33 protein-coding genes and 2 tRNA genes are annotated in these 25,001 nt (G+C 67.5%); 7 read left to right on the top strand and 28 right to left on the bottom strand.

Features of this window, described 5'->3' with window-relative positions:
• Positions 1-51: 51 nt before the first annotated feature.
• The 4 genes from glmM to FGL91_RS09030 form a co-directional block, all read right to left on the bottom strand.
• The gene (gene glmM, locus FGL91_RS09045; protein WP_047520846.1) at positions 52-1,410 is read right to left on the bottom strand and encodes a phosphoglucosamine mutase; all 1,359 of its coding nucleotides are present in this window, start codon (positions 1,408-1,410) and stop codon (positions 52-54) included.
• Between the two features lie 14 nt (positions 1,411-1,424).
• Entirely contained in the window at positions 1,425-1,910 is a 486-nt protein-coding gene (gene rpsI, locus FGL91_RS09040) for a 30S ribosomal protein S9 (protein ID WP_017828210.1), read from the bottom strand.
• A gap of 27 nt (positions 1,911-1,937) precedes the next feature.
• Positions 1,938-2,384, bottom strand: coding sequence for a 50S ribosomal protein L13 (gene rplM, locus FGL91_RS09035; protein ID WP_047520838.1), 447 nt, complete (start codon positions 2,382-2,384; stop codon positions 1,938-1,940).
• Positions 2,385-2,588: 204 nt separating this feature from the next.
• Positions 2,589-3,257 (bottom strand): endonuclease/exonuclease/phosphatase family protein, encoded by a 669-nt coding sequence (locus tag FGL91_RS09030; protein WP_153243641.1) that lies wholly within the window; start codon positions 3,255-3,257, stop codon positions 2,589-2,591.
• A 337-nt stretch (positions 3,258-3,594) separates the two neighbouring features.
• On the opposite strand from FGL91_RS09030, the gene FGL91_RS09025 reads away from it, so the two are divergent.
• The 5 genes from FGL91_RS09025 to FGL91_RS09005 are packed head-to-tail and all read left to right on the top strand — an operon-like array spanning position 3,595 to position 6,770.
• Positions 3,595-3,900, top strand: a complete 306-nt coding sequence (locus FGL91_RS09025; protein ID WP_153243640.1) for a hypothetical protein — start codon at positions 3,595-3,597, stop codon at positions 3,898-3,900.
• Positions 3,897-5,087: a hypothetical protein gene (locus tag FGL91_RS09020; RefSeq protein ID WP_131491821.1), complete on the top strand. Its 1,191-nt coding sequence runs from the start codon at positions 3,897-3,899 to the stop codon at positions 5,085-5,087. Before FGL91_RS09025 ends, FGL91_RS09020 begins: the two co-directional genes overlap by 4 nt.
• A 9-nt stretch (positions 5,088-5,096) precedes the next feature.
• Entirely contained in the window at positions 5,097-5,654 is a 558-nt protein-coding gene (locus tag FGL91_RS09015; protein WP_131491820.1) for a hypothetical protein, read from the top strand.
• Positions 5,638-6,246: a hypothetical protein gene (locus tag FGL91_RS09010; protein ID WP_131491819.1), complete on the top strand. Its 609-nt coding sequence runs from the start codon at positions 5,638-5,640 to the stop codon at positions 6,244-6,246. Before FGL91_RS09015 ends, FGL91_RS09010 begins: the two co-directional genes overlap by 17 nt.
• Positions 6,243-6,770 (top strand): hypothetical protein, encoded by a 528-nt coding sequence (locus tag FGL91_RS09005; protein ID WP_131491818.1) that lies wholly within the window; start codon positions 6,243-6,245, stop codon positions 6,768-6,770. Before FGL91_RS09010 ends, FGL91_RS09005 begins: the two co-directional genes overlap by 4 nt.
• Positions 6,771-6,796: 26 nt before the next feature.
• Here FGL91_RS09005 and truA read toward each other — a convergent pair whose 3' ends face one another.
• The 3 genes from truA to FGL91_RS08990 form a co-directional block, all read right to left on the bottom strand.
• On the bottom strand, positions 6,797-7,639 hold the full coding sequence (truA, locus tag FGL91_RS09000; protein WP_131491817.1) for a tRNA pseudouridine(38-40) synthase TruA: 843 nt from the start codon (positions 7,637-7,639) through the stop codon (positions 6,797-6,799).
• Positions 7,640-7,774: 135 nt separating this feature from the next.
• The gene (locus FGL91_RS08995) at positions 7,775-9,316 is read right to left on the bottom strand and encodes an APC family permease (protein WP_153243639.1); all 1,542 of its coding nucleotides are present in this window, start codon (positions 9,314-9,316) and stop codon (positions 7,775-7,777) included.
• A 99-nt stretch (positions 9,317-9,415) separates the two neighbouring features.
• On the bottom strand, positions 9,416-9,781 hold the full coding sequence (locus tag FGL91_RS08990; protein ID WP_131491815.1) for a winged helix-turn-helix transcriptional regulator: 366 nt from the start codon (positions 9,779-9,781) through the stop codon (positions 9,416-9,418).
• Between the two features lie 93 nt (positions 9,782-9,874).
• On the opposite strand from FGL91_RS08990, the gene FGL91_RS08985 reads away from it, so the two are divergent.
• Positions 9,875-10,720, top strand: a complete 846-nt coding sequence (locus tag FGL91_RS08985; RefSeq protein WP_153243638.1) for an SDR family oxidoreductase — start codon at positions 9,875-9,877, stop codon at positions 10,718-10,720.
• A 61-nt stretch (positions 10,721-10,781) separates the two neighbouring features.
• Here the strand turns inward: FGL91_RS08985 and FGL91_RS08980 are convergent, their stop codons facing one another.
• The 9 genes from FGL91_RS08980 to FGL91_RS08940 form a co-directional block, all read right to left on the bottom strand.
• Complete coding sequence (locus FGL91_RS08980; RefSeq protein ID WP_227992017.1) at positions 10,782-11,147, bottom strand: hypothetical protein; 366 nt, start codon at positions 11,145-11,147, stop codon at positions 10,782-10,784.
• A complete protein-coding gene (locus FGL91_RS08975) occupies positions 11,129-11,749 on the bottom strand; it encodes an Asp23/Gls24 family envelope stress response protein (protein WP_153243637.1) in 621 nt (206 codons plus the stop codon). The genes FGL91_RS08980 and FGL91_RS08975 overlap by 19 nt, the downstream gene beginning before the upstream one ends.
• Positions 11,746-12,312, bottom strand: coding sequence for an RNA polymerase sigma factor (locus FGL91_RS08970; protein ID WP_153243636.1), 567 nt, complete (start codon positions 12,310-12,312; stop codon positions 11,746-11,748). The genes FGL91_RS08975 and FGL91_RS08970 overlap by 4 nt, the downstream gene beginning before the upstream one ends.
• Positions 12,313-12,435: 123 nt before the next feature.
• The gene (locus FGL91_RS08965; RefSeq protein WP_047520821.1) at positions 12,436-12,609 is read right to left on the bottom strand and encodes a CsbD family protein; all 174 of its coding nucleotides are present in this window, start codon (positions 12,607-12,609) and stop codon (positions 12,436-12,438) included.
• 88 nt (positions 12,610-12,697) lie between these two features.
• A complete protein-coding gene (locus tag FGL91_RS08960) occupies positions 12,698-13,315 on the bottom strand; it encodes a hypothetical protein (RefSeq protein WP_153243635.1) in 618 nt (205 codons plus the stop codon).
• The gene (locus FGL91_RS08955; protein ID WP_153243634.1) at positions 13,312-13,878 is read right to left on the bottom strand and encodes a hypothetical protein; all 567 of its coding nucleotides are present in this window, start codon (positions 13,876-13,878) and stop codon (positions 13,312-13,314) included. Before FGL91_RS08955 ends, FGL91_RS08960 begins: the two co-directional genes overlap by 4 nt.
• Complete coding sequence (locus FGL91_RS08950; protein WP_153243633.1) at positions 13,875-14,210, bottom strand: hypothetical protein; 336 nt, start codon at positions 14,208-14,210, stop codon at positions 13,875-13,877. The genes FGL91_RS08955 and FGL91_RS08950 overlap by 4 nt, the downstream gene beginning before the upstream one ends.
• Positions 14,207-14,398 carry a DUF2273 domain-containing protein gene (locus tag FGL91_RS08945; protein ID WP_047520813.1) on the bottom strand — a complete coding sequence of 64 codons (192 nt, stop codon included), beginning with the start codon at positions 14,396-14,398 and terminating at the stop codon, positions 14,207-14,209. Before FGL91_RS08945 ends, FGL91_RS08950 begins: the two co-directional genes overlap by 4 nt.
• On the bottom strand, positions 14,395-14,838 hold the full coding sequence (locus tag FGL91_RS08940) for an Asp23/Gls24 family envelope stress response protein (RefSeq protein ID WP_047520882.1): 444 nt from the start codon (positions 14,836-14,838) through the stop codon (positions 14,395-14,397). Before FGL91_RS08940 ends, FGL91_RS08945 begins: the two co-directional genes overlap by 4 nt.
• A 186-nt stretch (positions 14,839-15,024) precedes the next feature.
• On the opposite strand from FGL91_RS08940, the gene FGL91_RS08935 reads away from it, so the two are divergent.
• Positions 15,025-15,336, top strand: a complete 312-nt coding sequence (locus tag FGL91_RS08935) for a hypothetical protein (protein WP_227992007.1) — start codon at positions 15,025-15,027, stop codon at positions 15,334-15,336.
• 20 nt (positions 15,337-15,356) lie between these two features.
• Here FGL91_RS08935 and FGL91_RS08930 read toward each other — a convergent pair whose 3' ends face one another.
• The 12 genes from FGL91_RS08930 to FGL91_RS08875 all read right to left on the bottom strand — a co-directional run bounded on the left by FGL91_RS08930 (position 15,357) and on the right by FGL91_RS08875 (position 24,992).
• The gene (locus tag FGL91_RS08930; protein ID WP_153243632.1) at positions 15,357-15,692 is read right to left on the bottom strand and encodes an L-rhamnose mutarotase; all 336 of its coding nucleotides are present in this window, start codon (positions 15,690-15,692) and stop codon (positions 15,357-15,359) included.
• Positions 15,693-15,842: 150 nt separating this feature from the next.
• Positions 15,843-15,916, bottom strand: a tRNA-Met gene (locus FGL91_RS08925).
• Positions 15,917-15,950: 34 nt separating this feature from the next.
• Positions 15,951-16,022 (bottom strand) — tRNA-Thr (locus FGL91_RS08920).
• Positions 16,023-16,090: 68 nt separating this feature from the next.
• Complete coding sequence (locus tag FGL91_RS08915; RefSeq protein ID WP_227992006.1) at positions 16,091-17,281, bottom strand: M23 family metallopeptidase; 1,191 nt, start codon at positions 17,279-17,281, stop codon at positions 16,091-16,093.
• A 214-nt stretch (positions 17,282-17,495) separates the two neighbouring features.
• Positions 17,496-18,290, bottom strand: a complete 795-nt coding sequence (locus tag FGL91_RS08910; protein WP_153243630.1) for an inositol monophosphatase family protein — start codon at positions 18,288-18,290, stop codon at positions 17,496-17,498.
• Positions 18,287-19,282: a hypothetical protein gene (locus tag FGL91_RS08905; protein WP_153243629.1), complete on the bottom strand. Its 996-nt coding sequence runs from the start codon at positions 19,280-19,282 to the stop codon at positions 18,287-18,289. Before FGL91_RS08905 ends, FGL91_RS08910 begins: the two co-directional genes overlap by 4 nt.
• A 115-nt stretch (positions 19,283-19,397) precedes the next feature.
• Positions 19,398-20,198, bottom strand: coding sequence for an enoyl-CoA hydratase/isomerase family protein (locus tag FGL91_RS08900; protein WP_131491802.1), 801 nt, complete (start codon positions 20,196-20,198; stop codon positions 19,398-19,400).
• Positions 20,199-20,244: 46 nt separating this feature from the next.
• The gene (locus FGL91_RS08895; RefSeq protein ID WP_153243628.1) at positions 20,245-20,736 is read right to left on the bottom strand and encodes an FBP domain-containing protein; all 492 of its coding nucleotides are present in this window, start codon (positions 20,734-20,736) and stop codon (positions 20,245-20,247) included.
• Between the two features lie 9 nt (positions 20,737-20,745).
• Positions 20,746-21,714: a glycosyl hydrolase family 32 gene (locus FGL91_RS08890; RefSeq protein WP_153244710.1), complete on the bottom strand. Its 969-nt coding sequence runs from the start codon at positions 21,712-21,714 to the stop codon at positions 20,746-20,748.
• 11 nt (positions 21,715-21,725) lie between these two features.
• On the bottom strand, positions 21,726-22,676 hold the full coding sequence (locus FGL91_RS08885) for a carbohydrate ABC transporter permease (RefSeq protein WP_134353075.1): 951 nt from the start codon (positions 22,674-22,676) through the stop codon (positions 21,726-21,728).
• On the bottom strand, positions 22,676-23,617 hold the full coding sequence (locus FGL91_RS08880; protein ID WP_153243627.1) for a carbohydrate ABC transporter permease: 942 nt from the start codon (positions 23,615-23,617) through the stop codon (positions 22,676-22,678). The genes FGL91_RS08885 and FGL91_RS08880 overlap by 1 nt, the downstream gene beginning before the upstream one ends.
• An 82-nt stretch (positions 23,618-23,699) precedes the next feature.
• Positions 23,700-24,992, bottom strand: coding sequence for a sugar ABC transporter substrate-binding protein (locus FGL91_RS08875; RefSeq protein ID WP_047520795.1), 1,293 nt, complete (start codon positions 24,990-24,992; stop codon positions 23,700-23,702).
• Between the last annotated feature and the right edge of the window lie 9 nt (positions 24,993-25,001).

The raw sequence follows: 25,001 nt of genomic DNA, 5'->3' as shown, positions 1-25,001 counted from the left end.
ACCGGCCGGACGCTGTATCAGCGACCGACCGGTTCCGAAGGACTACGGGCCTCAGAGCGCGAGACGCTCCTGGACGACCTCCGCCAGGCGTCCTGCGTAGGCGTGCACCGACTCGGCGTCGGCCGCCTCCACCATGACGCGGACGAGCGGCTCGGTGCCGGACTTGCGCAGCAGCACGCGGCCGGTGTCTCCCAGCTCGGTCTCGATGTCGCGCACGGCCTGCTGCACGACCTCGTCTTCGGAGACGCGGTCCTTGTCGACGTCGCGCACGTTGATGAGCACCTGCGGGTAGACGGTCATCACCGAGGCGAGCTCGGCGATCGTCTTCTTCTGCCGCGCCATCTCCGCGACGAGGTGAAGACCCGTGAGGATGCCGTCCCCCGTGGTCGCATACTCGCTCATGATGACATGACCCGACTGCTCGCCACCGAGGGCGTACCCGCCCTCGTTCATGTCCTCGAGCACATACCGGTCGCCGACAGCGGTCTGCCGGATCGTGATCCCGTGCTCGCGCATCGCGACGTGGAGTCCGAGGTTGCTCATCACGGTCGCGACGAGGGTGTCGTCGGTGAGGTGGCCGCGCTCCTTCATCGACACCGCGAGGATCGCCATGATCTGGTCTCCGTCGATGACCTTGCCCTCGGCGTCGACGGCCAGGCATCGGTCGGCGTCGCCGTCGTGGGCGATGCCGATGTCGGCTCCCAGACGCACGACGGCCTCGGCGAGGTTGTCGAGGTGGGTCGAACCGACCCCGTCGTTGATGTTCCAGCCGTCAGGGTCCGCTCCGATGACGGTGACTTCGGCACCCGCATCGCGGAACGTCTCCGGCGACACACCGGAGGCCGCGCCGTGGGCGCAGTCGAGCACGACGTGGATGCCGTTCAGACGGTTCGGCAGTGAGCCGAGAAGGTGCACGACGTAGCGGTCCTCAGCGTCGGAGAACCGGTCGATCCGACCGACACCGGCGCCGGTGGGACGCAGCATCTCCCCGTGCATGGCCTCTTCGATGCGCTGCTCGACCACGTCGGGGAGCTTGCGTCCGCCTCTGGCGAAGATCTTGATGCCGTTGTCGGGGGCCGCGTTGTGCGACGCCGAGATCATGACGCCGAAGTCGGCATCGCGGTCGGCCACCAGGAACGCGAGCGCCGGCGTGGGGATGACCCCTGCTTCGAGCACATCGACGCCCGAGGAGGCGAGACCTGCGGAGACGGCCGCGGTCAGAAAGTGTCCGGAGACCCGGGGGTCCCGGGCGACAACTGCGGTGAGTCGCTTGCCCTCGGCCTTGCGGGCCTCCGCAGTACGGCCCTGGCCCAGGACGACAGCAGTCGCCTGGGCCAGGGTGAGCGCCAGGTCGGCGGTGAGGATGCCATTGGCGAGTCCTCGCACGCCGTCCGTGCCAAAGATCGGCATCGGAGCAGTGGACCTTAACGCTTCGAGTACTGAGGCGCCTTGCGGGCCTTCTTGAGTCCAGCCTTCTTGCGCTCCTTGACGCGAGCGTCGCGGGAGAGGAAGCCGGCCTTCTTCAGGGTCGGACGGTTGTTCTCCTCGTCGATGCCGTTCAGCGAACGGGCGATGCCGAGGCGGAGCGCGCCGGCCTGACCCGAGGGGCCACCACCGGAGATACGAGCGATGACGTCGTATGCACCGGCGAGGTTCAGCACCGTGAACGGGTCGTTGATCAGCTGCTGGTGCAGCTTGTTCGGGAAGTAGTCCTCGATCGTGCGGCCGTTGACCGTGATCGTGCCCGAGCCGGGGACGATGCGCACGCGGGCGATGGCCTGCTTACGACGGCCGACAGCGGCACCGGGGACGCTGAGGACGGGGCGGGGAGCCGCCTCGACCACGTCGGTCTCCGGAGTCGACGTCGAGAAGTTCTGGGGGGTTTCGGTGGTGTCCTGGATGTCAGCCACGAGTATGTCCTTAAGTCTTTACGGCGCTTACTGGGCGACCTGGTCGAGGGTGTACGGCGTCGGCTGCTGCGCGGCGTGCGGGTGCTCTGCACCGACGTACACCTTGAGCTTGGACAGCTGCTGGCGGCCGATGCTGTTCTTCGGGAGCATGCCACGGATGGCCTTCTCCACGGCACGGACCGGGTTCTTCTCGAGGAGCTCGGCGTAGGTGACCGACTTCAGACCACCCGGGTAGCCGGAGTGACGGTAAGCCAGCTTCTTCTGGAGCTTCTGACCGGTGAGCGCGACCTTCTCCGCGTTCACGATGATGACGAAGTCACCCGAGTCGATGTGGTTGGCGAAGGTCGGCTTGTGCTTGCCACGGAGGAGGGTGGCGGCGTGCGAGGCGAGGCGGCCGAGAACGACGTCGGTGGCGTCGATGACGACCCAATCGCGCTGGACTTCGCCAGCCTTGGGAGTGTAAGTGCGCGTCACGATAGTGCTGCTTTCTTGTGTCGAACGGAGAAGTTCGTGAATCCCACTCCGGGGTGGTTCGTCCTCTCCGGCTCATCGAGCGGGGAGAGAGGGGAACACGCCAGTGGAGGGCTCACGTTCGGACGATGCCCTCTCCCGCACGCGGGTAAAGGCACCAAAGGGAAATCATACGCCACGTGGTGCGGTATGCCCAAACCGCACTGCTCAGTCGGGCTTGACCGTCACGAGGATCGGACGGTGGTCGCTCGCGCCCTGGGGCAGGGTCGTGATGCGTTCGATCTCGAACCCGGCCGACGTCGCGAAGTCGTAGTGCCCGCGGAACACCCGATAGCGCGTGTAGGTGTGGTCGTCACTCAGCGACAGGGCATAGCCGTGGTTGCGGACGGCCTGTCCGAGGTTCTCCTTGAAGATCGGGTAGTTGTAGTCCCCGACCATCAGCTGGGGCAGCCCTTCACCGAGCGCTGCGAGCTCGGTGAGCGCGGAGCGGATCTGGTGACGACGCAACGAGTTCAACGCGGTCAGCGGTGCCGCGTGGAACGAGGCCACGATGAAGTCCCGGCCGTCGTCGATATCGCGCAGTCGCGCACCGAGCACGCGTTCGTGGGCGGGCTTGGCAATCCGGTCATGCAGCGACTTCTTCAGCCCGAGCGTGCGGATGGACTGCAGGTGGTACGAACTCGACCGATAGAACAGGGCGAGGCCGAGGCGGTTGCCCTGTGTGGCGTCGGCGAGTTCGAGATCGCCGATCCGCGCAGGAAGCTCGGGGACATCGCACTCCTGGAGGCAGAGGATGTCGGGGTCGTGCTCGCGGACCAGCGCCGCGAGTTCGCCCGCGGCCCGATGCTTCTGGAGGTTGTACGAGATGACCTTCATGACCGTCCCACGCTACTCGCCCCTGCTGTGCCCCGGCTCCGGATCGGCGCCTTCGCGAGTCACCGCGGACGACCGCTCGGAGTAGAATATTACCTTATACAGGGTTACCGAATATGATCGACGGGTCTGAAGACCGCGGTCGACGGTATCAACGACATGTCGGAGTCGCTGCTGGGCATGATGCGTGCGATCCAGGATCTGGATCAGCAGCTCGCGGGCAGCTGACGCACGGCGGCGCCTCGAGCGGGCGGGTCGGTGACATCCACCGCCCCTCCCGCTCTGCTCTGCCCGCGCTCAGACCAATCATTCTGACCCTCACAGCGGAAGGACTCTGACCGTGGACGTACTGCTCGACCGTGAACGCCTCCGCGAAGCTCGCGACACGCTGAAGACCGCGAAGGCCGACTTCGAGGACGCCGGCTCGATCAACGACACCCTCGAGAGCGCCATCGGCACCCCGCAGGGCAAGTCGAAGCTGCGTGACCGTGTCGGCTGGTTCGAGTCCAACTGGTCGGGCAACCGGGATGACCTCACGGAGTCGGTGGAGAACGTCTACAAGCGGCTCGACGGGATCATCGAGGGCTGGGACGAGTGGGAGGCTCAGGCCTCCGCCGAGCTCGACAGCAAGGAGGGCTGCTCATGAACAGTTCACCGTTCACCGGCCACGAACTGCGTCAGTTCGAAGGCGTCCCCGAGACGATCGCGGCGACGGCGACGCAGTACACGGACCTCGGCGCCGCGATGAAACGCACCGCCGACACCCTGCGCGACATCGCCGCTTCGCAGATCAGCCAGGGCACCGAGAAGCTCAAGGAAGATGCCGAGAGCATCGAGTCCGACCTCCGCCAGGCGGGCATCCGCTATGAAGGAACCGGAGCGGCTCTGGCCCCCTACGCGACGGCGCTGGAGACGGCGCGCGCCTGGTACACGAACAACCACCAGGAGCTGGAGTCCGCCGAGACCGCTTATCACTCCGCGGTGAGCGACCAGCAGGATGCGCTCTGGATACCGGCAGCCGACGCAGATCAGCAGTCAGAGGATCTCATGGACGCCGCGAACGCCGTGACCGCGGCTTCCGAGGCGAGAGAAGATCTGTGGCGGGCCTTCGACAGCACGTTCTCCGCGTGGGAGGCGGCCTTCGACACGGCAGCCGACGGCGTCGCTGACGCCATCGATGCCGCCGACAACGACGACGGGTTCTGGGGAACGATCGCCAGTGCTCTGGTGTACATCGGATACGCCATCATCGCGATCGCGGTCGTCGCGCTGTTCGTCGTCTCCAGCCCGTGGTCGACGATTCTCCTCGCCGCGACCTTGGCACTCTCGGCGATCCATCTGGCCGGCACGATCTACATGTACGCCAACGGCAAGGCATCGCAGTCGGATGTGCTGTGGAGCACGTTCGGCCTGGTCACCGCCGGTGTGGGTGGACTCGCCTCGCGCTCCATCCGCCTGGCGACGGCGGCGAACGGTGGAGAGGCGCTCGTGACCGCATCGCAGACGGCGTCGAAGTTCCCCTCGTTCGCGAGCGGAGTGCGCACGGCCTCGATGCCTCAGCTCAGCGGATTCACGAACCCCTTCTCGACTCTGGCGCGCGGCTCCGAGTGGGCGGCGCTGAACAAGTGGGGCACCGCCCTCGCCGACTGGGCGGCGAAGTCCGGACCGCGCAGCGCGACCATCGCGGATGCCTGGGCGGATGCCGTCCTGAGCACGGTTCCGAAGATCGGTGGAGCGGGCGTGACCTCGGTCGGCAGCTGGGTCGCGGGAGTCGCCGGAGGATTCTACAGCAGCCCGATCAACCCGTTCTACTACTCATTCGGCCGCCCGTAGGCTGACACCGTGCCTTTCTCGACACAGCCCATCTTCGGACTCAATCGCGGCTGGCTGCCCCTGCGGCTCGGCGTCCTACGCTTGATTGCCATCCTCGCCACGATTGCGACACTGGCGCAGTGGATCGTTCCCGCCGGCGCTCGCCTCATCCTCAACTGTGGCCGGGTCTACTACTCCAACGAGTGCTTGAGCTTCGGAGATTCATTGCTGCCGTGGCCGGTGCTGAGCGTGCCCGCCTGGCTCACGATCGCGGCCGGCCTGATCGCCATCGGCTGCGCTTCCGCCTACCTGCTGCTCGGCGGGCTCGAGATCGCCGATGACATCGCCTACATGACCTTCGTGCCGCTTCTGGCGGGCTATGTCACGATCTTCATCGCCGCGTTCGAGAAGGACCCGACGGGGGTGATCTGGACCCCGGGCACTGATGGCTACCCGATCGGCTGGCATTGGATCGTCGCCCCGTTCACTCTTGTGCTCATCGCCTCGGGGATCATCGCTGCGGTGCGCATGAAGCGTCTACGTGCGGAGCGTCGGAGACAGAGGGCGCTGCGTGTCACTGAAGGATGAGATCCTCGGCCGAGTCGAGCCGACCCCGCAGGGCTACACGCTGCTCGTGCCCCCGGACTGGGGGCGGTTCGTCGCCGATGATGCGGGTCGTGACGAGCTCGTCGGCCTCCTGCGTGCGCGCTTCCTCGAGGTGCACCGCCCCGAGTTGTTCGGTCAGGCGCGCGCGGCCGTGCACCAGCAGTGGGCACAGCTACGCGAACGCGGAGCGATCGAAATCTACATGCCCGTCATCCCTCCCGTCGAGGGCGGAACGCCGATGAGCATCGTGACGGTGCCCTGGATCGCACAGGGCACCTTCGAAGAGGACGTGCACCGCCGCGCGGGCGGCGCCACGGTCGAGACCTTGGATGCCGACGACGGGACATCGGTCTACCGCTGGGAGACCGAGCGGGAAGGACGTGGATCGACCGAAGGAGTGTTCGCGCGGGAGATCTGCTACGTCCGCTCCTTCCCCGGAGCGGCCCCGCAGCGAGGCATCCTCGTCATGGCGTCGATCGTGCGCCCCGGGGTCGCCGAAGCCGGCCCCGCTCTCGACGGTTTCACCGCACTCGCGGATGCGGTCGCGTCGACTCTCGTCTGGAGATTCGAGTGACCGATGCCCTTCCTTTCGGCTGGCTGCCGACGCCATTCGGTGTCGAGGAGGCCGAGGCCGCAGAACTCGCCATGGAGCTGACGCGCATCGCGGCCGATTCCCTCCCGGGCTTCATCGGTGGTGACCAGGCGCGCCGGGCGATGGCCGCCACCATCGGCCGCCCGCCGATCACGGCGAACACGGTCGGCCGGGTGTGGCATGTGCTCGGCGCGGGGGCCACCGGCGCGATCGTCGATCTCAGCGTGGTGGAGGGCACGGAATCCGTTGTCGACTCCCCCTTCGCGTTCACGGTCTCCCAGCGGACCGTTCCCTTCTCCGGAGGTCGGGCCGTGCTCTCCTTCGTCGCGCCGCGGGAACACGTGCCCGTCTCCATGATGCTGCGCGCGCAGCGCCGCGTCGGTCAACGCACGCTGGTCGCCGACGTGATCGACGCGGCCCCGGTGCTCGGATTCATCCTCGATGACGTGATCTCGCTCGTCGGCGGCACACCTCCCGCAGACGTTCATCCCGCCGTCCCGAGCTGAGGCCCGCTCCGGAGACGAGGCGACCGCTACCCGCGGTCGCGGCGAGCGCGCGTCTGCTCGGCCCGCGTCGCCAACAGGTCATCGGCGGGGTAGCCGACCTCGGTGAGGATCAGGCCGCGCGCGGCCAGCACCTTGAACTCACTGGTCCGGGTGAGCGCATCGCGCAGCACGACGAGATCATCGACGCCGAGCCGCCCCTCCCCCACGGCGGCACAGGCCCCCACGAGAGCGCGCACCATGCTGTGGCAGAACGCATCGGCCTTGACCTCGGCGACGAGCACACCGTCGGCGTCGCGGGCCCAGCGGTAGTCGAGCAGCGTGCGGATGGTCGTCGCCTCCTCGCGAGGCTTGCAGTACGCCGCGAAGTCGTGCAGGCCGATGAGGGTGCGCGCTGCAGCGTCCATGGCCTGTTCGTCGAGCCGACCGCGGACGGTCGTCGTGTCGTGCCTGCGCAGCGGATCGAACCCGGTCCGGGCATCGGCGAGACGGTAGCGGTACCGGCGCCAGACCGCCGAGAAGCGCGCGTCGAAACCTTCCGGGGCGATCGAGGTGCGGGTGACCGTCACATCCGAGTACGCACCGAGCACGCCCCGCATGCGACCGGCGATGGTCTCGGCGGGCTCCAGCGGCGCACGGCCCTGTCGCGACTCGATGCGCGACCACTGCTTCTCGTCGAGGTCGACATGGGCCACCTGACCGCTCGCGTGCACGCCGGCGTCGGTGCGTCCGGCGACGACGAACTGCACGTCGGAGCCGACGATCCGGGCCAGGGCGGCTTCCAGAGTCCCCTGCACGGTGCGGAGCGTCGGCTGCTTCGCCCACCCGCGGAAGTGGGTGCCGTCGTAGGCGATGTCGAGCCGGATGCGCACGCAGCAAGCCTAGGACAAGCGCCCCGGAGCCGATGGGTGCCGCTCAGCGTTCGACCAGGATCCCGTCTTCGTCGCTGTACAGATACGATCCTTCTTCGAGTTCGTCGTAGAGGTCGGCGGTGGCGACCGTCATCCTCAGATGCCGCCGTCGATGGATCGGATCGTCACCGCGGGCTCATCGGGCACCATCACCTGGGTGTCGCGGTTCAGGCTCTCACCGCGGAAGAAGCGCTTGGACCGGGGGAACAGGTACCAGACGAACATCAGCACCAGGCCGAAGGCGAGGGAGCCGACGCCGATCACGAAGGTGCCGCCGATGCCGAACAGCACGGTGTAGCCGTAGTCCACGTCCCACATGTCGATCGCGGACTGCACGAACGCCCAGGTCAGCATGAGCCCGCCGAGCAGGGGGAACAGCCCCTTGAAGAAGAACTCACGCGCCGAGGCGGTCAGGTCCTTGCGGAAGTACCAGACGCTCGCGAAACCGGTGATGGCGTAGTAGAAGGCGATCGCGAGACCGAGCGACAGGATCGAGTCCTGCAGGATGTTGTCGCTGATCAACGTCATGCCGATGTAGTACACGGAGGCGACCACGCCCATGACGATCGTCGAGAACGACGGCGTCTTGTAGGTCGGGTGCACCTCTTTGAATTTGGCGGGAAGCGCGCGGTAGACCCCCATCGCGAGCGTGCCACGGGCGGTCGGCAAGATGGTGGTCTGCGTCGACGAGATCGCCGAGATGATCACCGACACGACGAGGACCCAACCGAACGGTCCGAGGAGGCCGTCCTTGATCGCGAGGAAGAAGTCGTCGGCGTTCGCCTCGTTGCCGAGTCCCGTGCCGTCCTCCCCCAGGCCGGCGTACATCATCGCCGCGATCGCGACCGCGACATACGTGAAGAGGAGGATGACGGTGGTGAGCAGTGCGGCGCGACCGGGAATGCGCTTCGGGTCCTTCGTCTCCTCGTTCAGCGCGAGGCAGGTGTCCCAGCCCCAGTAGATGAAGAGCGCGAGGAGGATCGCCTCCGTGAAGCCAGACCAGTCGGTGAAGGCGAACGGGTTCAGCCACTCCCAGTCGAACGGGGTCGGGTTCGGGGCCGTCCCGGCGAAGAACTGCCACAGCGCCGTGACGACGAAGATGGCCAGCGCCAGGTACTGGATGCCGAGCAGGATGTTCTGGATGCGCTCGCCGATCTCGACACCGCGCCAGCTCACCCACGTCATGGCGGCGATGAAAGCGACGGCGACGACGACGACGCGCCAGTCGTTGTTCTCCAGGTCCTGTCCGATCAGCGACCAGAAGTAGACCGAGGCGATCTGGGCCAGGTTCGCGAGCACGACCATGCCGGCGACCGCGACGCCCCAGCCGCCCATCCAGCCGACCCACGGCCCGAAGGCCTTGGTTCCCCAGGTGAAGGTGGTGCCGCAGTCGGGAACGGCGTTGTTGAGCTCACGGTAGGCAAAAGCGATCAGGAGCATCGGGACGAACGCGATGATGAAGGCGATCGGAGCCTGAGCCCCCACCGCGAGCACGACGAATCCGAGCGTCGCGACGAGCGAGTAGACGGGGGCGGTGGAGGCGAGACCGATGACGGTGGATCCCCACAATCCCAGTGTTCCCGCAGCGAGACCCTTGCCATCGGGTCGTTCCAGGTGAATCGGCGTCGTTGCTGCCATGTCAGAACAGTAAGGCCACCGCGGTTATCGCGTCAACGGGTTTCTGAAACCGTCAGAATTCGAAGCAAGCGACCGCCTCCCACGACGGAATCCGCAAGTTCAGTCCCGTCCGAGCATGCCGTCGGCGTGGTCGGCGACCCACTCCATCAGCGGGAGCATCCGCTCCATCAGGTCGCGACCGAGCGGTGTCAGGCTGTATTCGACGTGGGGCGGCACGGTCGGCAGCGACTCCCGGTGCACGAGTCCGTCATCGGCGAGGGTGCGCAGCGTCGAGGCGAGCATCTTCTCGCTGATGCCGTCGACCTCACGACGCAGCGCACCCCAGCGGTGTGTGCCATCGGACAGGCACGACAGGACCAGGACGCCCCACTTGCTCATGATGTGATCGAGGACGACACGTGTGCCGCAGTTCTGATCGAAGGCGAAGGGTGTCGATTCCTTGATCTGCGCGAAACTTACCGTCATGTGGGTACCTTACTTCAAAGTGGGTACCCGCAGATTGGAATGCCGAATCACCACCCCGGGGTTGTCGAGTGTGTCACCTACGAAAGGATCCCCATGACCATCCTCGTCACCGGCGCGACCGGCAACCTCGGCCGCCTCATCATCGACAGCCTCCTCGAGCGCGGCGCGGACCCGCAGTCGATCGTCGCGGGTGCGCGCGACACGACGAAGGTCGCCGATCCACGCGTGCGCAGTGTTCACCTCGACTACACCGACGCCGCCTCCGTGGCCGCAGCCGTCGACGGCGTCGACACGGTCATCCTGGTCTCCGGATCCGAGGTCGGCCAGCGCGTTCCCCAGCATCGGACGGTCATCGACGCGGCGAAGGCCGCCGGTGTCACCAAGTTCGTCTACACCAGCGCTCCGAAGGCGACCTCGAGCGACCTCGTCCTGGCACCGGAGCATAAGGCGACGGAAGAGCTCATCGCCGCCGCGGGACTGCCCGCGGTCATCCTCCGCAACAACTGGTACACCGAGAACTACGCCGCCGACCTCGCACGTGCTGCCGAGACCGGGGTGCTCACCGCAGGCACCGGAGACGGACGAGTCGCGTCGGCCAGCCGCAGGGACTTCGCGGAGGCCGCCGCCGTCGTCGCACTCGAAGACGGTCACATCGGAGAGGTCTACGAGCTGGGCGGCGACGTCGCGTGGACGTACTCCGATCTCGCTGCGGCCTTCTCCGAGGTCACCGGGCGCCCGGTGACCTTCGTCCCGGTCTCCTCGGATGAACAGGTCGCGGCACTCCGCGACGCCGGGCTCGACGAAGGCACGGCCGGCTTCGTCGCCGCGCTCGACGCCGGGATCAAGGGTGGCGCGCTCGCCGACACCGACGGCACGCTCGCCCGCCTGATCGGCCGTCCGACCACCCCGCTCGTCGAGGGCCTGCGCGCGGTCGCCTGAGCCGCACCGCAACCGAGTGCCGCTCCCCGCCGGGAGCGGCACTCGGTTGCCTCATCCGCGGCTACGTCGTCGCGCGGGACTGGACGTGCACCACGGTGAGTGTGATGCTGTCGTGTCCCACACCGCGCGTAGCGAGGAGCGCGGCGACGGCGGCATGGACGGCGCGCAGGGTCTCGCCCGAAGGGGCGTCCTCATCCACACCGATCGACGCCTCGACGGCGACGCCGTCGCCGGCCGGGGCCACCGCCACGATCGGTTCGTCGTCCTTGCGCACGCCCAGGGCCGCGGCCCCCACGCGCAACAGGTTGGAGACCAGGGACCCTGACCGATAGACGTTCCGGACACCCGGTGTCGTCCGTATCGTCTCCTCGATCGACGCGGCCAGCTCTGCGCAGGCTTCGGGCGTCATCATCGCTCGTCGGTCCATGACGACACCTCCCGGATGTCTCGGATCGCGATGTCGATCGCGACGATGTTGAGCTCGGTGTGTGCGCGGAGGCTGCGGTCGACCTCGTTCCTCAGCCGCTCGGCGACCACCGGTATCGACTGCCCGTGCATCGCGCTCGCATCGATCTCGACACGGATCGGGGCGTTCGCGGTCGTGACGTCGCCGTCGAGTCGGCACCGTCCGACCAGCAGTCCGGGCACCACCTTCTCCGCGGCGCGGATGAGGCCACGCACGGCACCCTCGGTGATCCCGAGGTCCACGTCCGGGTCGATGGATGCGAAGGGAATGCGACGGCCGGCACGGGCGTCGATCGCGATGCCGCTGAGGATGCGGTCCACCCAGCTCTCGTCGACCTCCGGCTCAGCTGCGGTCTCCGCCGCGATCAGTTCAGCGCCGAGTCCGTGCAGGCGCTCCAGCGCGTCGAGCGCCAGCTGACAGCCGGGCGACTCGTCGATCGAACGATCGGCGGGCTGCCTTCCTGCCTCCAGGTAGTCGGTGAGCTCGTCGAGTGTGTGCCCGTCGAGATCGGTCGGCGCCAGGCTGAGCCGGCGGGCCTTCGGCGTCTCTTTGTCGTCGGTCATCGCCACTCCTCCATCCGTACGATCATGAATCTGCGGGCTCGAGCGAGCAGCCCCCTTGACGTCGAGACCGGAATTCCGAGCTCTTCGGAGATCTCCTCGTACGAGTAGCCGCCGATCTCGCGCAGGATCCAGCACTCCCGCTGCGCGTCGGGCAGTTCTCGAAGAGCTGCCCCGAGCACCGCGACCCCCGCTCGCACCTCGACCACTGCGGACGGTGACGCGTGCAGCGGTGCCGGCCTGTCGATCGAATCGATGTCGACGGCGGGCCGGGTCGCGCGAATGCGGTCGACCGCTTTCCTGCTCACGATCCTCATCAGCCAGCTCTTCACCTTGGCCGGATCGTCGAGCTCGCCGAATCGCTGCCAGGCGGTCACGAACGTCTCCTGCACGATGTCGTCCACATCGGCTGAGGCGTTCAGCATCCGCTGCGTGTATGCGCGCATCATCGGCGAGTACCGACGCACGAGGACCGCGAACGCCTCGACGTCCCCATCCATCGCACGACCGGCGACGATGGCGTCGTCCGCGTGCTCGAGCGCCCTGCGAAAGCGTTCGTCTTCCATCCACCCAACCCCTCGATCCGCCCCTCTAGGCAATTCGGAACGGACGCCCGATCAGATCGGATCATTTCCCGCCTATCCGCGCGAGATCGGGGAGAGGCTCGCACGAGCCTCTCCCCGTACCCGTCACTTCTTGAACGCGTCCTTGACGTCCTCTGCCGCGTCACGGACACCGCCCTTGGCCTGCTCGGCCTTCCCTTCGGCGACGAGCTTGTCGTCGTCGATCACCTTGCCGACGGTCTCCTTCGCCTTTCCGGCGATCTTCTCCGCAGCGGCCTTGATCTTGTCTTCTGCGCCCATGGCGTCTCCTTTCCTCAGCGACCCCGGGTTCGAGGTCGGATACTCACGCGGGGTCTCCGCGTGTTGGTCTCTTGCGGCGGTCACACGCCTACTGCACCCTCGTGGGCGACCGGAACGCATCGCGCCACCGGCGATCCGACAGATGCACCAGGATCGGGATGCGGGCGCCCAGGAGGTGGTCCCACTCTCGAACGGCCTTCTCCGTCGCGGCGACGATCGCACCGAGGGGAGCGCCGGGTCGCACGGTGATCGCCAAGGCGACGGCATGCTTCCTTCCGACGCGGTATGCAGCCGCGCGGGCGGAGAGCACGTCGGGTCGGCGGATCAGCGGGTCCGTCAGCACTTCCTCGGCCACGTTCCGATCGACCGTCGTCCGTCCGCCTGCGCCATCGACCTCGAGCACGGCCTTCGCCCTGCCGCGTCTCCGCGTGGCGAGGAAAGCGATGAGGGCGATGACGAGGAGCACGGCCGCTGCCGCTATGAGCATCACGACAGTGGATACCGGACCGACGCCCGGGATCTGCCACGTCCACGTCGCAGCGGTCTCCACCGCGGCCGACACCACAGATGTCGCGCGCCGAAGCCACGGGGGCGCGTCCCCGCCGGCGAGCACCCCCGCAGCGAGGGCGAGACCGCCCGCCGCCAGCAGGATCGCGCCGGTGACGAAGAGAAGCAGTCGATTCACCAGGCGGTTCGTGGCGTTCATGCGATCACTCCCTGCGCATCCACGCTGACGCGAGCAGCCGCGACGAATCCGATCCCCGAGAGCACGTCCTTCACAGCCGTCTCGGCTCCGAACCGATCGACGGGGACGCCACTGGTGGGGGTGATTCTGACTGCGACGTCACGCCTGCCGACGGTCACGGCCACGCGTCCACGATCGACGCCCACGCGTCGGGACACGGCCTCGGCGACCGAGTCAGCGATCACCCCGTCGTCCACGAGCAGAGCGGTGCGCTCGGTCGTTCGCGCACGACGGTGGCGACGTCCCGGCAGGACCGCGAGCGCGAGGAGCACGAGAGCGAGAAGCACGACGAGTACGCCCACCCCGAAGGGCACAGCCTGTGCCGTTGCTCCTGCGGCGAGCGCATCGAACTCTCGAGCGACCCTGTCACGGAAGCCCGCGTCGACGACCCACCACACTCCTCCCGCGAGAAGAGCGAGGCCCGACACGACGCCGATCGATGCGACCACCGCAGCCGGGATGGTGCGGGGCGCGTGCGTCTCCCGACGGAGCACGCGCCGGTATATCGCCTGTTCGTTCGTCATCTCACCCTCTTCTCCGTGCTGCGGCGGACGCCCGAGTATCGGATGTCCACGGTGCTGACCTCACGACCGGCCAGCGTCTGCATCTTCTCGATCAGGTCCCGCCGAAGCTCTTCGCCGCTGTCGACCAGGTTCAGTCCGTGCTCCGGGGCCACCGGGACGGTGACCGAGATCCGCACGGCACCTCGCCGGTCGGACAGCTGCGCCCCGACGTCACGGGTCGACACCCGAGCGACGTCGTGCACGATGCCGACGGCGAGTCGTTGCAGCGCACGGGCCGTGATGGTCGTCGTCCCCACGACGACGTCCTCCGGAGCCGCCTCCTCGTCGGTCATGACGAGGAGCGCCGGCCCCGGAAGACCTCGGCGAGCGCGCGAACGTCGAGCCGGCCGTCGATGATGCGGCCGGCGACCGCTCCGAGCAGCATCGCCAACGCCACGAGCAGGAACGCCCAGAACCCCAGGGCCACCCAGGTGAGCGCCAGCACTGCGGCGGCCGCCGCGCCGATCACCGATGCATTCACTGGACTCGCGCCTCCTGCGTGCCCTCGTCCTCGTCATCGGAGGGGATGTGCACGTCGTTCACGGTCACGTTGACCTCGGCGACCTCCATGCCGACCAGCTCCACCATCGCGCGGTGGATGGCCGCGCGAACCTCGTCCGCGACCTTCTGGAGCGAGACCGGGTACTCCGCGACGATCGTCACGTCGACCGCGACCTGCGTCTCGCCGACCTCGACGCTGATCCCCTGAGAGAGATCGGTCGTGTTGAGGGCGTCACGGATCGCACCGACCATTCGGGCGGCTCCCCCGCCGAGTGCATACACGCCCGCCACTTCGCGTGCGGCGATGCCGGCGATCTTCGCCACCACCGCGTCCTCGATCGTCGTCTTGCCCGCAGCAGTCCCCGACTGCGGTGCGACGACCTGAGCCTTGGGCTGGGCGCCACCAGTCACGTTCGCCATCTTGAGCTCCTTCATCCATGTCTCCGCCTCCGTTGAGGAGTGCGGGCCGCAGGTCAGCGACACCCCTAAGACGGATGCCGACCGAGAAACGTCACAAAATGATCCGAAGAAGTCTCGGGCATCTGTCAAGGGGCTCCCCCTCCGGGCGCTGATCGCGCATGCTTCACCGTGGGGACAGCTAGGAGAATGATGGAGCACGATCCGGACCGAAGGTTCAGTCTGGTGCAGGTCACGGCGACCGACTGGGCGATCCACGATCTGCACTACCCGACGGACGACCACCGCCGCGTCGTCTGCACGATCTTCGAAGATGCCCCGACCGAGGTCGAGGTCCTGTGGCGGCGCGACCTCCCGCTCGCGTTGCGCTACTCGTCCGCGGAAGAGGTCCTGCATGCGGTGCGACGGTTCCAGGACGCCTCACGTGCGACGCGTCCGATCCAGATCCCGCATCACCCGCCGCCACGGCGATCGGATCCCGGTCGGAACCCCTTCCGCTGACACGCGACCGCCCGGTGTGCTCAGCTGCCGGTGGCGCGCTGCGCCGCGAGTGCCCAGACCTGTTCGATGGGCGTGAACCCCTCTTCACCGTCCGGACCGTGGAACCCCTCGACGAAGCGCCCGATGTCGGCCTGCCAGGAATCGTTCGCCGGGGAGGCCTCGACGATGCGCATCGTCGCCTCGAAGTCGTCGCACTCGACGACGTGGAAGAGGTTGCGCCCCGAGCGCCAGATGGTCCAGTCGTGGATGCCAGCGACGTCGAACAGGTCGCGCAGAGAATCCGGGATCCGGGCGTGATGGGACCGATAGTCCTCGATCGCCCCCTCGGCGATCACTGAATGCAGGGCGATGCGCATGCTTCTCCTCGTGACGACGTCCACAGGACATGATGTCCGCGCGCCGAGACCCTGTCAAGGGAAAGGTCGGATGTCTGTGGTTCTCGTCGGCCCGGACTGCTCGGCGGCCGGATACGACAAAACCCCCGGAAATCCGGGGGTTTGAATCTGTAGCAGGAGCGGGGCTTGAACCCGCGACCTCACGATTATGAGTCGTGCGCTCTCACCAACTGAGCTACCCTGCCGCACGGCATCCATCCGTGTGAGAAGAATGCTGCGAGCCCCGAGTCAGGATTGAACTGACGACCCCTTCCTTACCATGGAAGTGCTCTGCCACTGAGCTATCGGGGCGTGCTGCCCTCGCGGGGCAACCGTACGAGAATACCATCACTGTGGCGTCCCCATGAAATCGAGGCGGGTCAATACGAGGTTCGACCAGCGTTCGCCTTGAGCCACGGCATCGGATCGATGGTCGATCCGTTGACGATGAGTTCGAAGTGCAGATGGGCGCCGTAGGAGCGGCCGGTGTTGCCGGTCTTGCCGACGATGTCGCCGACCTTCACGGTGTCGCCCGCCTTGACCTGCAGAGACCCGTACTGCATGTGCGAATAGTGGCTCGTGATGACCTGGCCGTCGATGACATGGTCGATGTAGACCGTGACACCGTAGGCGGCACCCTGCTCGGTCGCGATGCGGACGGTGCCGTCGGCGATCGCCTGGATGGGCGCTCCGTCGCCGGGGACGAAGTCGATCCCCTCGTGCAGACGCCCGCTGCGCATGCCGTATCCGTAGCTCATGCCGACCCCGACGAGGAACGGCCACTGGATGGCGGCGTCGGGGTCGTTCGTGAAGACCTCACCCGAGTAGTTGATGCCCTGCTCGGCGGCGACCTCGACCAGCGAAACCGTGCTGAAGTCATCCGAACGAGCGAGAGATTCGTTCTCGACTGCGCCCGGTGCGACGAACGCCTGGATCTCTGCGGCGGCAGAATCCTTCGCGTCGGAACCTGCGGACGAGACCAACGAGGTCGCTGCCATCGCGGTGCGGCCCTGCACCGCCGCCACAGCCTCCGCGGGAAGCGTCATGGACACGGCGAGGAGTCCGGCGAGACTCATCACACCGACGGTCGCCCCCACGGTCACAAGCTTGCGGATGCTGCGTGGACGGCGCGGCGCGACGTGCGCGGACTCGGAGGACTCGCTCGCCTCCGCGGGCGCGGACGCAGGCGTGTGCGTGGCCGATGTCCGGACGGACGCCGGAGCAACAGGAACCGAGCCCGTGCGGAAGGCGCGGGATGCGCGCTCGAACTCGTCGACATCATCTTCGGGCGCGGCCGCCGCGACGGGTTCCGCCGGTGACGGCGACTCGAAGGACGGCGCGACCGTGTCAGGGTCTGCGGCATCGACGGAGTCGGCGGCGGTGTCGACGACGACCGGTGATGCCGGGACGTCGGCGATGATCGGCGCGGGAGTCGTGGCGATGAACGGCTCGGCCGGAACCTCGGCGGCGTCCGCGCCGGCTGCCTGGCGCTGGCGAGCAGCGCGACGAGAGAGAGGAGCGACGGCGGCGAGGGCGACGGCAGTGGAGTCAGCCGTGGAGAGGGGTCCCATCGTTCCCGCCGCAGAGGCCTCGGAGGCCGCGATGCGGAGTCGGCTGGACCGGCGCGTGGGCGCAGAGGCAGCCTCGGGATTCTCGAAGGGCAAAGCGTTTCTCTCGGGTCGTGCGTCAGCTCGGGGGCGCAAACTCAAACTCTCACCTTCGGGCGGTGAGAGTAACGATCGGGTAAAACACTACCCTGGCCACCCTGGGAAAGCCATGGATCATTCACTTTTCCGTTCCCAGGATCGCGAGCAGTCGGTCGTGCACGGCGCGTCCTGCCGCGACGAGCATGGGCCGCGGGGAATCGACGTCGGTGCGTGACACGACTCCACCGGCCTCCGACACCAGGAGCCCACCGGCGGCATGGTCCCACGGACGCAATCCGCGTTCGAAGTAGCCGTCGAGGCGACCCCCAGCGACATACGCGAGGTCGAGAGCGGCCGCTCCCATCCGACGGACATCACGCGCCATCGGCATCACCCGCGCCACCGTGGCGAGGTCGCCTTCATGGGTCGCAGGGTCGTAGCCGAAGCCGGTACCGAGGAGCGCTCCGGCGGGCGTCTCCGCCGTGACCGAGAGCCGGGCGCCGTCTGACCACGCACCGTGACCGAGGGCTGCGGTGAACATCTCACCGAGCGCGGGCGCGTTGACCGCGGCGGCGAGAGCTTCCCAGGATTCGGGGTCGGGCTCGCCTCGGACGGCGGCGATGCTGACGTTGTAGGCCGGGATGCCGTAGGCATAATTGACGGTGCCGTCGATCGGGTCGACGACCCAGGTGATCCCGCTCGTTCCGACCTCGGCCCCGGACTCCTCACCGAGAAAACCGTCCTCCGCGCGGGCAGCGCGCAGACGATCGCGGATGAGCGCCTCGACCTCGCGGTCCGCTTCCGTGACGATGTCGGCGAGCGTCGATTTGGTCGCCGCCAGACGCACACCCTCTTGTCGGCGTCTGAGCGCGAGGTCTCCCGCTTCGCGCGCGATCTCCGTCGCGAGTTCGCCGAGCTCTCCGGCGAGGGTCACGGTGCGGGCTGCTGCGGCGCGGGCGGTTGCGGCGCGGGCGGAGGAGGCGGGAACGCAGAGGGCTCTTGCCTCGGCGCCGGGGGCTGCTCCACGGCACCAGGCGTCGGCGGCATCGTGTGCACACCGGGGGCCTGCGGCGGCGCGGGTTGTGCGTACGCCTGCTCCACCGGCTGCGGCACGACGGGGAAGCTCGCGGCCGGGGCCGCCGGGAGCGACTGCTGTGCCGTGACCGTCGGGTACCCGGTGTAGTACGCCGTCCAATCGGGCGACGAGTCGGGAAGCACCGGCAGCGGGGTGATGCCGTCGGCATAGGTCGGCCAGGACGGCGCGGATCCGACGCCCGGCGTGGCCGGTGTCTTCTTGGGCGCGAAGAGCGCGTTCAGGAGCGGGATGAGCGTGGTGCCGACGGCGACGAGGATCGTGAGGGCGACGACGATCCGCCAGTACAGGGCGCCGTACTCGAACGTGTTCGGGAAGGCGAGGAAGAACACGAGCATGCCGACGAGGCCACCGAGGAACGTGATCGTGACGATGTAGATGACTCGTGTGAACGTGGTGACGTAGCGCTGGGCAGCCGGTGTGAACAGTCGCACGTGGACGAGCGCGAGCTGCAGGATGCCGATGACCAGCAGCAGTTGGAAGAAGCGCTCGGCGCCGAAGTACGTGCCGTCTTCGGGGAGCCAGATCTTGACGGCGCCGACGAGGAGCGCGACGATCCAGCTCACCATGCTGGCCAGCTGCAGCCAGTCGGGACGGTTCGGGGCGAGCCCCGCCTCGGCGATCGCGATCCCCGCGAAGGCCGCCAGGAGGAGGATCGTGAGGAAGGCTCGGCCGATCAGTCCGTCCTGGTCCCCGATGAGGACCCAGACGACGCAGACGAGTGCAGCGGCGATCAGAGCGCCGATGGCGATCCAGAGAGAGCCTCGGATCAGCAGCGACATGTTCTTCTTCTCACCCTGCGGCTGCGCTGTGGTGATGTCCGGCTGGGACATGGCGATCCTCTCGTCGAGCGGCGATGCCTTCATCCTGCCACGCCCACCGCCGGATACCGCGGCCACCGCACGGGTTGGGGAAAGTCACCGTCCGCACGGGGCGGAGCAGAAGAAGTCAGCCGGCTCTCTTGGCGGCCGAGGCGGCGAATGCAGCCACCCGCGCCTGCGCGTCCGGGGTCTCCAGCGCTGCGCCGATCGAGCGGGCCTCCTCGCTCAACTGCTCGGCGAAGGAGCGCTCGGGCTGGGAACGGACCAATCGCTTCGCCTGTCCGTACGCGTCGGCGGCCCCCGCCAGCCAGAAACGGGCGATCTCCTCGCCACGCGCCCGCACCAGGGCGGCCTCGGCCACGGAATCCTCCCCCTCGACGACCTCGGCCACGAGTCCCCAGTCGAGCGCCTCCGAGGCCGGCAGCAGACGATCCTGCAGCACCAACTGCAGTGCGCGCCTCTGGCCGACGGCGCGCGCGAGCTGGGCCGACACCGAGAGGTCGGGCGTCAGGCCGATGTTCGCGTACAGGCTCCCGAGCTTCGACCGCGAGCCGACGACCGCATAGTCGCTCGAGAGCAGGATGCCGAGACCCCCGCCCGCCGTCGTGCCGTGCGCGGCGGCGACCACGGGAACCGTCGATTCCGTCAGGGAACGGATACCGGTGTTGATGACCTCGGCGAGCGCGGTGATCTCTGCGCCGGAAGCTCCCATCGTCGTGGCCATGTCGATCACATCGCCCCCCGCGCAGAAGGCGGGGCCGGACGCATCGATCAGGATCGCCTTCACATCGGCGCGCGATGTCGCCTCGGCGGTCGCGTCCTTCCACGCATGTGCGAGGTCGGCGTTGAACGCGTTGAGGCGGGCGGGGCGGTTCAGCGTGAGCCGGGCCATCCCCTCTTCGACGGCGAACAGGATGGCATCACTCATGGCGTCTCCTTCGAGCACAGGACGTGTGGGTCCAGCGTAGCCGCGATCAGTTGCGCTCCCAGACCTGCGAGACGAAGCGCTCCATCCGGCGGTGTGTCCCGTCCAGGCGCAGGTCGGCCTGCCCCGGCGCCCTGACCTCGTTCGGTGCCAACGGGTGCGCGAGACGTACGTTCTCGTGGCAGGAGAGGTCGGCGCACATGTAGGCGCCGACCGAATCGCCGCGCCGCCCGGCCTGACCCGAGCGGCGTGCGGAGAACAGGGAGATCTGGTTGCCGGGCTGCATCGTGTGGCAGATGTCGCACATCCCCGATCGTCCGCGCCCGGGCTCGGTGGCCCGGAGCACGATCCCGACGACCGTCTCCTCCAGCGGGATCAAGACGTAGCCGCGGCGGCTCGCATTCGGATCCGACCAGGCGAAGAAGTCGAGGTAGTCCCAATCGACGAGCAGGAAGTCGTGCGGCATCTCCATGATCCGCAACTCCTCCGCGTCCGCGTTGACGAACGATGCCCGGACGTCGGCTTCGGTGAGCGGTCGCATCGCTCCAGTCTACGAACGCCTGCCAGCCAGGGCTTCACGCACAGCAAGACGCCCCTCGACCCATTCGACCGGCATCGGGTCGGTGATCCCCCCGACGAAGTGCCCGTCGTCGCCACGGTTGCGGAAGGCGAACAGCAACCATCGCCCATCGTCGCGGCGGCGCAGGAGCCTGCCCACGTAGAGGTCGTCACCGGTCAAGGGTTCGGCGCGAGAGATGTCGAAGGGTCCGAGCACACTGTCTGCGGTCACCGCCCATGTGCCTCCCGCAGCCGGCCGCCGCGACGGCATCGAGTGCTCCGCCAGGCAGGAGAACAGGAGAACGGGGCGACCGTCGACGACCTCGACCTGAACGACCTCCAACTGGCCGAACCCGTCGTCGGAGGGCACGCTCAACGGCTCACGCAACTCCCACTCGCGAAGATCGGCCGACCACGCGTGGCCGATCACTCCCCTGCCCTCGACGGGTCCATGAGGTGCACGCGCCGTGACGTACATGTGCCACCCGTCGCCCTCGGGGTCGGGGAAGACCCACGGGTCGCGGAAGGCCTCGTCGTGCCACGCGCCACTGTCGACCGTCTCGTACCAGGGGGCCTGCGCGTTCAGCACCGGATGCGGTGCCTTGTGCCACTCGACGAGGTCTGACGAGGTGGCGTACCCGATCGACTGGATGTTCTTGCCCCCGTCGCTCAGGCTCGCGCCCGTGTAGAAGAGGAACCACGTCCCGTCCGGGTGCCGCACCGTCGAACCCGTCCAGGTGGCGAGGTCGTCGAACGCAGGAGCGTCACCGCGCACGAGCGCATCCGGTCCCCGTGTCCACTCGACGAGGTCGAGCGAGGTCGCGTGACCGATCGAGGCGCGGTAGTGGCGCCGTTCCGGGTCGTGCAGCGCGCGCGAGGCGTAGAGGAAGAAGAGGTGGTACTGCTCGCCGTCGTCGGCGAACCAGAAGTCCCATACCCACGAGTCGGGAAGATCGAACACGGTGTTTCCTTTCATCCCTTCACTCCGCTCGCGGCGATCGAGCTGACGAAGGCGCGCTGGAAGATCAGGAAGACGATGAGCACGGGGATCGTGATCATCGACGTGTACGCCATGACCTCACCCCAGGCGGTGTTGAGTTGGAAGAAGTACTGCATGCCGACCATGACGGGCCGGAGGTTCTCTCGCTGCACGACCATGAGCGGCCACAGGTACTGGTTCCATGCAGGCAGGAAGGTCAGGATCGCGACCGTCGCGAATGCCGGGCCCGACAGCGGCACGATGATGCGGCGGTAGATCCTGAACCAGCTCGCCCCGTCGATCCGCGCAGCCTCGTCGAGCGACTTCGGGATCGTGGAGAAGTACTGCGTGAACAGGAAGATGGAGAACGCATTCGCGATGAACGGCACGATCTGCACCTCGTAGGTGTTCAACCAGCCGAAGTCGTACTTGAGCACGCCGCCTTCGAAGACGAGTGTGGGCAGTTGGGCGACCCAGTAGACCATCGGCACCGCGATGGTCTCGAACGGCACGATGAGGGTCGCGATGATGACGGCGAGCACGACGAGCCGGCCGCGCCACGCGAGCCGCGAAAGGGCGAAACCGGCCATCGAGTTCACGATGAGCCCGAGCCCGACGGTCAGCACCGTCACGAGCACCGAGTTGAACATGAACTGCGCGACCGGCACCCGGTCGAAGACCCCGAAGTAGTTGTCGAGGCTGATGTCGCCGACGGGGAGGAAGGCGAGCGGAGAGTCGAGGTCCTGCAGGATCTGCGCGTCGGGCTTGAGGCTCGACACGAACATGAACACGAGCGGGAACAGGAAGATCACGGCGAGCACCGACATGGCGATATAGGTCGCCGCCGTGCCCCATCGGCGGCCCGCAGCAGCCGTGCGCGGGGCGCGAGCGGAGCGCGACGCCGGCCGCCCCGTCTCGGTGTGGTTGTCGACGGTGGCGGTCATCAGTCCTTCTCCCGGGTGATGCGACGCTGGATGAGCGCGATGATGAGCACGGCCACGAAGAAGATGAGCGAGATCGCGGCCGCGTAGCCGATCTCCTGCTGACCGAAGCCCTTGCGCACCGCGTGGTAGACGACCGTCGAGGTGGCGCCCTGCGGACCGCCCTGGGTCATGACGTCGATCTGGACGAACAACCCGAGGGCGGCGATCGTGATGGTGACGAGCACGAACACCATCGTCGGGCGCAGCCCCGGCCACGTGACGTTGGTGAACTGGCGCCACGGGCTGGCGCCATCCATGCGCGCCGCCTCGTAGAGCTCTTCGGGGATCGTCTGCAGCCCCGACAGCCAGATGATCATGTGGAACCCGACGGCCTGCCAGATCGACATGACGATGATCGCGCCGAGCGCCGTCGAGGGGTCGTTGAGCCAATCGTTCCCGCTCCACAACCCGAACGTCACGGCGTCGATCATCGAGTTGATGAGCCCGTCATCCTGATAGAGGAACTTCCACAGGATCGAGACGACGACGATCGAGGTCACGACGGGAATGAAGAACACGACGCGGAAGAACGTCGTGCCGCGGAGCTTTCGATTCACGAGCACCGCGAGCGCGAGGCCGAGGCCGGCCTGCACCGGCACGACGATGAGCGCGAATATCGCCGTGTTGCCGATCGACTGCACGAAGAGCGGGTCAGCGGTGAAGGCGCGAATGAAGTTGTCGACCCCGACGAAGCGAGGTGGGTTCGGCGAGATGAGCCTCGCATTCGTGAAGGAGAGAGTGAACGCGAGGACCACCGGGACGATGAGGAACAGTGTGAGCAGGAGGGCGGCCGGTGCGACCATGCCCAGCCCTGCCCACGTCTCGCGTCCACGGCTGGAGCGGAAGGAGCGGAAGGAGCGCCGAGGAGTCTCGGCTCCCGCCGTGGGAGGTGTGACGGTCATCGATGCGTCTTTCAGGAGCGGGTGGAGCAGCGCGGCGGGGTGGGCACGCGGTCGCCCGCGCCCCCACCTCCGCCGTCACCGTCTACTGGAATCCGTACCCGTCGTTGGACGCGATGTTGGCATCGATGTCCGCGACGGCCTGGTCGAGGGTCGCCGTGACGTCGGCGCCGCTCATGATGTTCTTCGCCGCCGTCTCGAACGTGGTCGAGATCACGGCGTAGGCGGGAGTCTCCGGCCGCAGCACGGCGTACTTCTGCGACAGCTCCACGAACGGGCGCAGCACACCGTCATCGCCGAAGTACTCCGACGCCTGCGCAGCGGCTTCCGTCGCCGGGATGACGATCTGGTTGTCGGCGAACTCGGTGATGTACTCGTCGTTGAAGCTGAACTCGAGGTACTGCCGGGCGCCATCGGCGTCGTTGCAGCCCGAAGAGATCGCCCACTGCCACGACCCGCCACCGATCTTCGGGCCGTTGCCGAAGTCGGGCGGCGGCAGGATCAGGAGATCATCGCCGATCGCTTCGACGGATGCCAGCGCGTTCCACACGCCGGTGTAGCTGAGCGCCACCTCATCGTCGACGAACTCCTGGTTGCCGATCGTGCCCGCGTTGCTCGCGTAGCCCTCGGCGAAGAGGTTCTGGAACCAGGTGCCCCACTCCACGGCGGCGTCGCCGTTCAGCGCGCCGTCCGCGGTGAGCATCGTGTCGCGGTCGATCAGATCGCCGCCGAAGCTCTGCAGCAGCGGGGAGTATGCGTACGGCCACCACTCGCCGGTGTCTTCCGCACCGATGTCGATGGGGGTGTCGTAGCCGGCGTCCTGCAGCGTCGACAGCGCGGCATCGAACTCGGAGGCCGTCCACGGCTGGTCCGTCGAGGGGATGCGGATGCCGTTGGCATCGAGCACCGACTTGCGCGCGAAGATCGACAGCGCCGCATCCCAGTAGCCGGCCGAGTAGATCTCACCGTCCCACACACCCACCGCCGTCGGGAGGAGCTTGTCGGTGATCTCGGTCGAGATCTCCAACGGTTGGAGGTACTCCGCCCACGCCCAGTTGGGCATGATCGGCCCATCGAGGTCAAGCAGGCAGGGAAGGTCTCCCGAAGCCGCCGCAGCGACGATCGCGTCGTTGTAGGCACCTTGCGGGAAGGACTCGTGCACGACTTCGTACTCGTCCTGTGAGGCGTTGAAATCGGTGATGATCTTCTCGTAGACGGCGAGCTCCGCGGCGTTCCCCGCCGAGTGCGTCCACATCGTGAGCTGCGTTCGACCGTCTTCTCCGGTCGTGTTGCCTTGACCTGCTTGTCCACATCCTGTGAGGGCGAGGGCTGTCACCAACCCGGCCGCCACGAAGATCGGCGACGTTCTGCGCGTCATTGTGGTTTC

This window comes from Microbacterium sp. CBA3102 (assembly GCF_007954505.1).
Classification (GTDB): Bacteria; Actinomycetota; Actinomycetes; order Actinomycetales; family Microbacteriaceae; genus Microbacterium; species Microbacterium aurugineum.
Note: the sequence above shows the minus strand (reverse complement) of the source record. Positions and strands in the feature narration are given on the sequence as shown.